Raw genomic sequence first — 10917 nt, 5'->3', positions numbered from 1 at the left:
AAGCACGGTTCTGTGAGAGGCTCGCGGGTGAAACTCCCGCTTGCCTACTCGGCGTTAAGAAATAAAAACCAACACATAGGCACAGTAGAAAACATAGGAACACAGTAGGAGAAGGAAAACTATGTGATCCTATATGCCCTATGCTCCTATGTGTTAAGAAATAAAAACGAACACATAGGCACAATAGGAACATAGGAACACAATAGTAGAAAGCCAAACCCCTATGTGTACCCTATGTATCTCCAGAGAAAGAAGTGAAAAAAACAGATAGCATTGTCTTTCCGGGTTTGTTCTGCCAATTGATGAGAAATGCAGAATCCCTGTCTCTACAGTGGTAAAGCATTAATCCACGATGAATTGTAACAGCTTTTACCTTTTGACGGCAGCACTGGTTATTGCAGGCGTTGCAGCATGTAAAAACCCCGTGCAAAATAATGAACCACAGGAGAAAAAAGACCGGCAGTGGGAAGTTATTGGCCCGGGTGGGGGCGGGGCTACGTTTATCCCTACATTTTCTTCATCCAACAGTAATAAATTTTTGGTACGGTGCGATATGACGGGTTCGTATTTAACGCAGGATGGCGGACAAACCTACCGGCAGATCAATTTTCCTAATGGAGCAACGTCATTTGCCTATGATCCGAAAGATCCAAATATCGTGTATGCGGGATCATCGGTGCTCAGCCGTTCCACAGATGGTGGAAAAACATGGTCACAGGTTTTCCCGGATAAGCGTGAAGTGGTTAAAACATATTATACCGGCGATCATGCCAATTTTTATGTTGAAACGAAAGCAGGATCCCTGTATGAGAGCGGTAATATCAACAACATCCGGATAGATCCGGTTAAAGAAGGAACGATTTATTTTACTGTAGCGAACTGGTTTTTCTTTTCAAGGGATAATGGAATAACCTGGACAAAAAAAGATTGCAACACTCCCGTGGATTTCATTTATACAAATAGCAGCAGTGCAAAAAATGATGTTTATATTTTTACCCCGGCAGCAATAATCGTTTTTGAAAAAACAGGTGGTACTTTTAGTGAGCAACCGCTTCCTGCTGCTGTGCGCAATGCTTTTTCCTTCACTGCGGGAACCAGGAAAAATACAGACAGCATTGTTTTTTATACCATACACCACGACCCGCTCCTGGAAATCAATGCCGAATTTGGCTACAGTGAAATATGGATGTCGGAAGATCTGGGGTCTACCTGGATTCAGGTAACCGATACCGTTATCACCAACAGCGGCTCGGGAGTGAAGCCCAGCTTTTCCATGATAAAATGTGCGGAACAGGATGCCGGCAATGCCTATGTGGTAACCAACCGCTACCTGCAGCAAACGGATACTGCTCAATTATACTGGTATGGCGCCATTAAAACATCTGACGGGGGAAAACGCTGGCAATGGTGCTGGAAAGGAGGTGGTGGTTCGGGACGGTATGCGGTAAAGGACGGGCAGGATGCTGCTAATCTTTCCGATGCATGGGTACAAAAAGCATTTGGTGGCGAATATATACGGCTGATGGATGTAGGCGTGTATCCTGCAGATGGAAATATAGCTATTGTTACAGACTGGTATCGTACCATGAAAACAACCGACGGGGGAAAAACATGGGAACAGGTATACAGTGTGCAACATGGAGAAGGGTTTGTTAGCCGCGGAATAGATGTTACAACCGCATATGGCGTTCATTTCGATCCTTTCGACAGCAGCCATATAGCCATCAGCTATACAGATATAGGATACCACCATTCTTATGACGGTGGTAAAACGTGGATACGATCTGCAGATGGTGTGCCCGCAGCATGGGTGAATACCTGCTATTGGGTGGTATTTGATCCGGCTGTTAAAAACAGGGTATGGTCTGCCTGGTCGGGCATGCACGATTATCCGCGTGGCAAGATGACACGGAACCCGCAGTGGAAACAAAACGCAAAAGGAGGCGTATGTGTATCTGATGACGGAGGAAAGACCTGGACGCCGGTATATGAAGGAATGGGCTTTGATTCGCCAACAACCTGTATGGTGCTGGATACCACATCTCCTGCCGGTAGCAGAACCTTATACGCTGCTGTGTATAATAAAGGCGTTTTTAAATCAACCAACGGAGGAAAAAGCTGGGCGCTGAAAAATAAAGGTTTGGAAGCCAATACCTGCGCATTTGAACTAACGCTTACCCATACAGGTGATTTATACCTGGTAGTAAGCGCTACGCCCCAGCATAAGGATGGAAAAAGAGGAAGAAGCTTCTATTCCGGCGCTGTATATAAATCTGCCGACAATGCAGAGAGCTGGCAAAAGCTTACAGTGAGCAATGAGTTATTATTTCCCAATGGAATAGCGTTTGACCCGGATAATGCCAACAGGATATACCTGGGCTGCTGGGCAGATATTGATTTAAGCGATCTTATAGGGGGAGATGTGGCACGGAGTACCGGGGGAAATGAAAAGTTGCTTATGCCCGGAGGTGTTCTTTTATCGGAAGACGGCGGAACAACCTGGAAAAATATTTTTGATGAAAAGCAATATGTATATGATGTTGCTGTTGACCCGCGCCACAAAGGACGGCTATACATTAATACGTTTAACAGCGCTGCTTACAGGAGCGATGATTATGGCAAAACCTGGAAAAAGCTGAAAGGATATGATTTTCATTGGGGACAAAGGCCCGTTATTGATGTGCACGATCCGGAAAAAATTTACCTCACCACTTTTGGATCCAGTGTGTTACATGGCAAACCCGAAACAGAATAATTCATCACATTATTGTATAAACGTATGAGCGGCAAAAATATCTTTCTCCTGTTTTTTTCTTTCGGAATAATTGTGCTGGCGTGCAATACTTCAACCTATAAATCTCCCGGTACTCCACCGGTAAAAAATGAAAACGCGAGAAATGATGCCTGGGGATATGTGGGGTATGGCGGCGGCGGCGCTATGTTTTATCCCGCGGTAAGCCCGTTTAACCCTGAATATGCTTTTGTGGCTTGTGATATGACAGGGTCATATGTTACCTACGATGGCGGGGAACATTGGCGGATGTTTAACCTGGGAGCGCCCGTAAACTTTTTTGCATTTGACCCCAATGATGCTAATGTTGTATACGCGAACGCTGAAGCTTTGTATAAGAGTGCAGACAGGGGAGTTACCTGGAAAATATTTTATCCCGCTGAGGAAAATATATCTGCCATTATTGCAAAGGGCGATCATGCAACGAATGTAGTTGTTACCAAAGACAGCATAACCCGCAAAGTGCAGGCATTGGCAGTTGATCCTTTGAATGCTAAAAAATTATATGCCGGCATTATGGTAAACGGGCAAAGCGGTATTTATGCTTCTGCTGACGGCGGCATACAATGGCAGAAAGAGCTGGATGTTGAGGAACCGGTTAAAAATATTTTTGCAGATCCGTCTGCCGGTAATGACCGTACCTGGTATGTTGCCACGGCAAAAGGGCTGCATGTAAAAAGATCAGGCAAATGGAGCTTTAATAAAATTCCTCCAGCCGTAAAAACGTTTACTACATTTTCAGCAGGATATAACAGCTCACAACAAAAGATGATTATATATGCTGTGTCGGGCACATCTTATTTTAATGATACACCGGATGCCTCGGGTATATTTTTTACAGATAATGGCGGGGAAACCTGGGAGAACAGGCAGTCATCACTTACAGACATGTGTAATGGATGCACGCCCGAATGGCGTACCATTGCTACCAGTTCCGCACATCCGGAAGTGGTGTATGTTTCTTACAACAATTTAAAAAAAGGAGATACCACTTCTATTGGTGTGGCTAAAAGTACAGATTATGGAAAAACATGGCAATTAGTGTGGGAAGATAAGTTTTTTAAAGAAGGCTATGAAGTATCTGAAAATTTTTCTGCTGATTGGCTGAACGAAAGATTTGGGCCATCCTGGGGAGAGAATCCTTTTTCAATAGGAGTGGCCCCTGGTGATCCCAACATTTGCTATGCCACCGATTTTGGCAGAACGGTAAGTACTACAAACGGAGGAGATACCTGGCAGCAGGTTTATGCAAAAAAAACAAATGAAGGATGGGCATCCCGCGGGCTGGAGGTAACTACCGGATATAATATCGTTATGGATCCGTTTGACACGGCTCATTTTTTTATATGCAGCACGGATATTGGTTTAATGGAAAGCAAAGACGGCGCACAGAGCTGGAGCAGCGCCACCCATAATAACGGTATTCCCTGTGCCTGGATCAACAGCACGTACTGGCTGACCTTCGACCCAGAAGTAAAAAACAGGGCCTGGGCGGTAATGAGCGGAACACACGATTTGCCCCGCCCTAAAATGTGGAGGCGAAATGGCGTAACGGGATATAAAGGCGGCATTCTCATTACCAATGACGGGGGAAAAACCTGGGAACCTGTAAGTGCGGAAGCCGGGGAAGGTGCATTTACACATGTGCTGGTAGATCCGCAAAGCAATAAGAACGTGAGAACATTATACGCCTGCGCTTTTGGCAAAGGCGTATATAAATCTGTTGATGGCGGAAAAACATGGAAACCAAAAAATAAAGGGCTTCCTGGTAAAGAACCGTTTGTATGGAGAATAATAAGAAGAAGCACAGATGGCGCTTTGTTTTTAATAGTCAGCAGGAGAAGTGAAAAGGGAATCGGTAATGATGGAGACGGCGCTTTGTACGTTTCAACAGATGGCGCAGAAAGCTGGAAGAAAATAGATCTGCCGGAAGGCACGAACGGACCAACAGACCTGGCCGTAGATGCAGAAAATCCTGTAAGGTTAATTTTGTCTGCATGGGGAAGCGTAGGTGCATCCCCTTTTGCACCGGACACAGGCGGCGGAATATTTATTTCAGAAGATGACGGAGCTACCTGGAAGCAGGTGATGCAAAAAGACCAGCACATACACGATATTACTTACGACAGCAGGGTAAAAACATATTATGCCTGTGGCTTTAACAGCAGCGCTTATAAATCGGAAGATAGAGGTAATACCTGGCAAAGAATAAAAGGATACAATTTTAAATGGGGGAAAAGAGTAGAACCCGATCCCCGCGATCCGGACAAAATATTTGTCATAACATTTGGAGGAGGGGTATGGTTTGGCCCGGCAAACGGAGACCCTTCGGCAGCGGAAGATATTGTTTCGCGGTTTTAAAATGTTGTTTGTGAAAATGTGCTAACGAAAACGATTGCGTTGCTGATGCGCTTTTTCCTGTAATGCTTTCCTGCAAGATCCTTTATTTATTTTTACGTAAAAATTTTAGCAATGCAGAATATTGTTTAATTTTAGTTAGGAGCCTTTTTTGATTCAAACAATTTATGCTGCAAAGTGAATAATGGCTTAATGCACCAGGAATGTGAAAGGACGCTGCTTTTGAAAGTTCAGCAGGGTGATGTAAAAGCATTTGAGCATATCTACAATATTTATAGTCCGCGTTTATATGGCAGCATGCTGAAAGTGATAAAGTCAGGCAGTATAGCAGAAGAATTGTTGCAGGATGTTTTTCAACGCGTATGGGAACACCGGCAAAACATTAACCCGGATAAATCTTTTAAGTCGTACGTTTTTACTATCGCGAAACACCTGGTATACGATTACTTCAATGAAACATCCCGCCGGCGTCTTATCGGGGAGTACATAAGAAACCTCGATGCAAAGTCGCTGAACAAATGCAATTATATCCTCGAAGAAAAGGAAGCAGCGCTGATCCTGAAAGAAGCCATACAACAGCTTCCTCCTCAGCGTAAGCTGGTATATACACTCTGCAAAGTAGAAGGTAAAAGCTATGAAGATGTAAGTAAAAATCTGGGGATATCCATTTCTACCATCAGCGATCATATCGTAAAAGCCACGAAAAGCATAAAAGCCTATTACCTGTCAAAAGATATCGCATATCAATCTATTATTGTTTGCTTCATTTTTCTTATCGGTTAAGTTTTCCTTATTTTTTTATTAACAGAGCAGAGGTAAATGCCCTTTTCCCGGTATTACTGTAAATGGGTTTATCTTGAATAACCAGCATCACATCGTAACACTGTTTGAAAAATATATTGCAAACGATTGCACTGAGCATGAAGTTGCGGCGCTTATTGATATCATCCGGTTAGGGGAACATAAAGATTTGATTGAAGCGCTGCTCTACCGTCATTTTGAGGAGCATGCAGGGGAATTGCAGTACCAGGCAGTGGCAGAAAGGGTTTTTGAAAAACTCCATCTTCAAACGGTACCCGGTAAAACAATAATGCCGCCTGCAAAAAGGGCTTATGCTTTCATGAAAATTGCCGCTGCCGCAGTGCTAATTATTGTTTCGGCTTTTATGGCGTACACCTATTTTCTGAAAGAAAAGGACAAAATACCTGCCGGTATCAGTCAGGATATTGCCCCCGGGGGAAACAGGGCAACTCTCATATTATCTGATGGAAGGCAGCTTACATTGAATGAAATACAGTTGGGAAATATTACAGAAGAAGACGGGACCATTATAAAAAAATCTGCTGATGGCCAGGTTGCGTATTTCCCGGGAAACAATACAAAAAAACATAAAGGATTCAATACCATCAAAACGCCCAAAGGCGGCCAGTACCAGGTGGTGCTTCCGGATGGATCAAAAGTGTGGCTGAATGCAGCCTCATCTTTAACCTACCCGGCATCTTTCGACAACATGGAAAGAAGAGTGCAGCTGGCGGGGGAAGGCTATTTTGAGATCGCGTCAAAAGTGTATAATAAAAAAAGGATTCCCTTTATTGTTGAAACCGGCAAACAGCAAATTGAAGTGCTGGGAACACGCTTTAATGTAAATGCCTATGATGATGAAACCGGTATTAAAACAACCCTTATAGAAGGAAAGGTAAAAGTGATTACGGAAAATGAAACGGTTATATTAAAGCCTCATCAGGAGTTTAATCTCCGGTCAGACGGGATCAATACGCAGCAGGTGGAGGTGGAGGCGGCCATTGACTGGAAGAACGGCGATTTCATATTTGCGGATGAAGATATCAAGAGTGTAATGCGCAAAATTGCCAGGTGGTATAATGTGGAGGTAGTATACGACAATACTATTTCACCTGAAAACTTAAGCGGGCAAATATCACGCAACCGGAATCTTTCAGAAGTGCTGAGAATGCTGGAGTTATCGGGGAACATCAGGTTTACTATAGACAACGGGGTAATACATATCTATTAAGCCAACTCATTTAATAACCAAATCTAAATGCAAATGAAAATATACAGTTCAACATAACTTATCAGGTGAATATCCCAAAAAAAGAACCGGAAATGCATGCCAGCACTTCCGGGGAATTCGGGTATTCATAATTTGATCATTGCTGCAATCAATTATTTAATCACCCAAACTTAACAAAAGTATGCAATTTGATACTTTCAGAGGTAAGTTATGCGCTTATTTGGGAAAAAATCGTTTTACCGGTTTCCTGAATAAAGCACGCCTCATCAAAACAGGATTACCGGTTTCAAAACTAATTATGCAGATGAAGCTTATTTCTTTTTTGCTGTTTGTAATCTGTATGCAGGCAAGTGCTTCTCTTTCAGCACAAAAAATCACATTAAGCGAAAAGAATGCTTCCATTCAGAAGATCCTCAGGGAAATACGCAGGCAATCAGATTTTGATTTTTTGGTGAATGCCCGCACACTGAAGAGCGTACAATTATTAGACATATCTGTAAAAGAGATGCCCTTAGAGCATGTGCTGAAGCTTGTATTTGAGCACCTGCCTTTGGATTACGTGGTTGATAACAAGACCATCATTATCAGGGATAAAACAGATCATCCGGGCATGGAGATCCAGGAGCTTAAAGTTTCCGGGATTATAATTAATGACAGGGGAGAACCTTTAGCCGGGGCCAGCATCATAGAAAAGGGCACATCCAATGGTGTAACCAGCAATGAGAACGGCAGGTTTTCCATTACGGTAAAAAATGAATCTGCTGTACTGCAGATCACGTCCGTTGGATACATCAGCAAAGAAGTTCGTGTTACTTCGGGTGAATTAACGGTAATGCTGGAGGCCGATAACAGCAGCATGACCGATGTGGTAGTTGTAGGTTATGGCGTTCAGAAAAAATCTGATATTACCGGCGCTTTAAGCTCGGTAAAAGGCGGGGATCTTACGAAGCTTCCTACGCAGCGTGTTGACCAGGCTTTGCAGGGACGCGCGGCCGGCGTGATGGTGCAAAATACAGATGGCGCTCCGGGTGGAAACGCGATGATACGCGTGAGGGGCGGTAATTCTATTACAGGGGGGAATAATGCATTGGTTGTGGTAGATGGAATACAGGGCGTAAATATCAGTACTATCAATCCGAATGATGTAGAATCGCTGGAAGTGTTAAAAGATGCATCTGCTACTGCCATTTATGGCGCCAGGGGTGCTAACGGGGTGATACTTATTACCACCAAACGCGGCGCTGCCGGACGACCGGCGTTTCATTACGGTTTCAATATCGGCAGTCAGCGCTTAAATCATAAGCTCAGCCTGCTGAGTGCAGGAGATTATGCCCGCAAGTCGAATGATTATGCTGCTATGCAAGACGGAACGCCCGGCGCACCTGTTACCCCGGTTTTGCCTTTCACTGAAAAGCAAATTGACGACCTGTATAAAAGCGGCGGAACAGACTGGCAGGATGAAGTTTACCGGGCAGGATTAATACAAAATCACCAGCTTTCTATAAGCGGGGGCTCCGACAATACCCGGTATTTTGTTTCCGGCGGTTATATGGATCAGCAGGGTATAGTGATCGGCACAAAATATAAGCGGTATAATATAAGAAGCAACCTGGATCTGAAATTTAACAGTTGGATTACCGCAGGCGTAAACCTGCATGTTATAAAAGATGAAGGAAATGTTCCGCCGGTAGGCGAGGGAACCCGCTTTGGTGATATTTTAGGACAGGTAATTAATACGGTGGGCAGGTTTGACCCTGTTACCCCGGTTTATAGCGCAGACGGCAGCTATAACTATAAAGCGCTGAGGGGAGGGCCGGATGGCACTAAATCGTATGCAGACCAGGATGTGTGGAATCCTGTGGCCACTGCCCTGGAAACAAGGTCGCAGAAAAATAATATTATTAATGAAATCAGCACTTTTCTCGATTTTAAGCTGCTTGAAGAGCTAACGTTCAGGGTTACCGGTGCCGCCAGTGTTACAAGCAATGATCAGCAATACTTTTACAATACAAAAACCCAACCCGGTTTTGGTGTTAGCGGCCTTGGAAACCTCACGGAAAGCAAGTACCAGTATTTTCAAAATTCCAATATACTTACGTATAATAAAACTTTTGGAAAGCATCAGTTAACAGTAACCGGTGTGGCTGAGCAGCAATATATTCGTTCTAAGGAACTTTTTATAGCCGCGCAGGGATTCTTCAGCGATGAAACCGGTATCAATGACCTTGGGGGTGCAGGGCAGATAAACGAAAAAACTTCTTTCCTTGCAAAACAAACCTTAAACTCCTACCTGGGACGCATTAATTATGTGCTTGCCAACAGGTATATGTTTACGGCAAGCTACAGGGCAGACGGGTCATCTGTTTTCGGAGCTAATAATAAATGGGGATATTTCCCTTCTGGCGCTGTAGCCTGGAGAGCCGCCGAAGAAGATTTTATAAAAGCGCTGGCTGTATTTTCTGAGTTGAAATTGCGGGCCAGCTGGGGTAAAACAGGTAACCAGGCAATTGGTCCTTACCAGTCGCTGGCAACAGTAATGTCGGGCTACAACTATCCTTACGATGGCAATGGCGTTGCCAACATAGGCTTTGCTTTAGGCCGCCCGGCTAACCCCGATTTAAAATGGGAAACCACTACCCAAACCAATTTTGGAATAGATGCAGGCTTTTTTGAAGACAGGCTAACTTTAACTGCCGACATCTATAAAAAAGTTACCAAAGACCTGCTGCTCAACAAGCAAATTGAAGCCTATACCGGCTTTTCTACAATGCTTGCCAATGTGGGATCTATTCAAAATAAAGGCCTGGAAATAGCTGTTGGCGGCAGACCCATTTCAGGAACTGATTTTAAATGGAATACAGGATTCAATATTTCTTTTAACAGGAGCAAAGTACTGGCGCTGCTGGACGACCAGCCGCTGGCCATAAGAACCAACACCGGCGGTGGTTACCAGATCTATGGCAGCGGGTTTTCAGTAAAATACCTGCAGGTAGGCCAGCCGGTAGATCAAATGAGAGGTTATGTGAATCTCGGTACCTGGAGCGAAGCGGAAAGAGAAGCGGCTAAGGATATGGGACAGGCCCCTGGTGAAGCAAAATGGAAAGATGTGAATAGTGATGGCAGAATTACAAGGGCCGCAGACGGAAATGAAGTTATTGGAAATGCAAGTCCCAAATTTATATATGGCTGGAATAACAACATCACCTATAAAGATTTTGATTTAACCTTCCTGATACAGGGGAGCTATGGCAACGATATTTTTAATGCCGTAAGAATAAAAACCGAAAATCCTGCTGTTGGACTAAGCACTAATTTAAATAACCGCTGGACTGCTGATAATCAAAACACGGATGTTCCGGTTTTTTTAAGCTCTATGGAAAGGAATCTTCTTGATCTGGGCCCTAATCAAACATCCGGCATTGGTGTGGATCAACGTTCCAGCAGATGGGTAGAAGATGGGTCTTATATCCGTATGAAGAACGTAACATTAACGTATAACTTTCCTTATACTTTACTAAGGCGCATTCGTATAAACAGGTTATCCGCTTATGTTACCGCTGTAAATCTGTTTACTATTACCAAATACACAGGTTACGACCCGGAAGTCAGTTCTTTCAATGCAGGAGGCGCCGGAGGGTTGGGTATTGATCTGAGCAATTATCCCACTTCAAAAACCTTCATCTTCGGGATCAACCTGTCTTTTTAATTGCAGGCATTAACCATTGGTATTAATTAA

The 10917-nt window shown here is 43.8% G+C and carries 5 protein-coding genes; all 5 read left to right on the top strand.

Translation table 11 applies throughout. From position 1 onward, the window contains the following. Positions 1 to 352 precede the first annotated feature (352 nt). The 5 genes from PLE34_RS12720 to PLE34_RS12700 all read left to right on the top strand — a co-directional run bounded on the left by PLE34_RS12720 (position 353) and on the right by PLE34_RS12700 (position 10887). Positions 353 to 2755, top strand: coding sequence for a WD40/YVTN/BNR-like repeat-containing protein (locus tag PLE34_RS12720; protein ID WP_324557566.1), 2403 nt, complete (start codon positions 353 to 355; stop codon positions 2753 to 2755). Positions 2756 to 2779: 24 nt separating this feature from the next. Beyond that, positions 2780 to 5152 carry a WD40/YVTN/BNR-like repeat-containing protein gene (locus PLE34_RS12715; protein WP_324557564.1) on the top strand — a complete coding sequence of 791 codons (2373 nt, stop codon included), beginning with the start codon at positions 2780 to 2782 and terminating at the stop codon, positions 5150 to 5152. 174 nt (positions 5153 to 5326) lie between these two features. Then, entirely contained in the window at positions 5327 to 5932 is a 606-nt protein-coding gene (locus PLE34_RS12710; protein ID WP_324557563.1) for an RNA polymerase sigma factor, read from the top strand. 73 nt (positions 5933 to 6005) lie between these two features. Then, positions 6006 to 7181: a FecR family protein gene (locus tag PLE34_RS12705; protein ID WP_324557562.1), complete on the top strand. Its 1176-nt coding sequence runs from the start codon at positions 6006 to 6008 to the stop codon at positions 7179 to 7181. Between the two features lie 181 nt (positions 7182 to 7362). Next, entirely contained in the window at positions 7363 to 10887 is a 3525-nt protein-coding gene (locus PLE34_RS12700) for a SusC/RagA family TonB-linked outer membrane protein (protein WP_324557560.1), read from the top strand. Positions 10888 to 10917: the final 30 nt, after the last annotated feature.

The organism is Agriterribacter sp. (genome assembly GCF_035445465.1).
Lineage (GTDB): Bacteria > Bacteroidota > Bacteroidia > Chitinophagales > Chitinophagaceae > Agriterribacter.
Note: the sequence above shows the minus strand (reverse complement) of the source record. Positions and strands in the feature narration are given on the sequence as shown.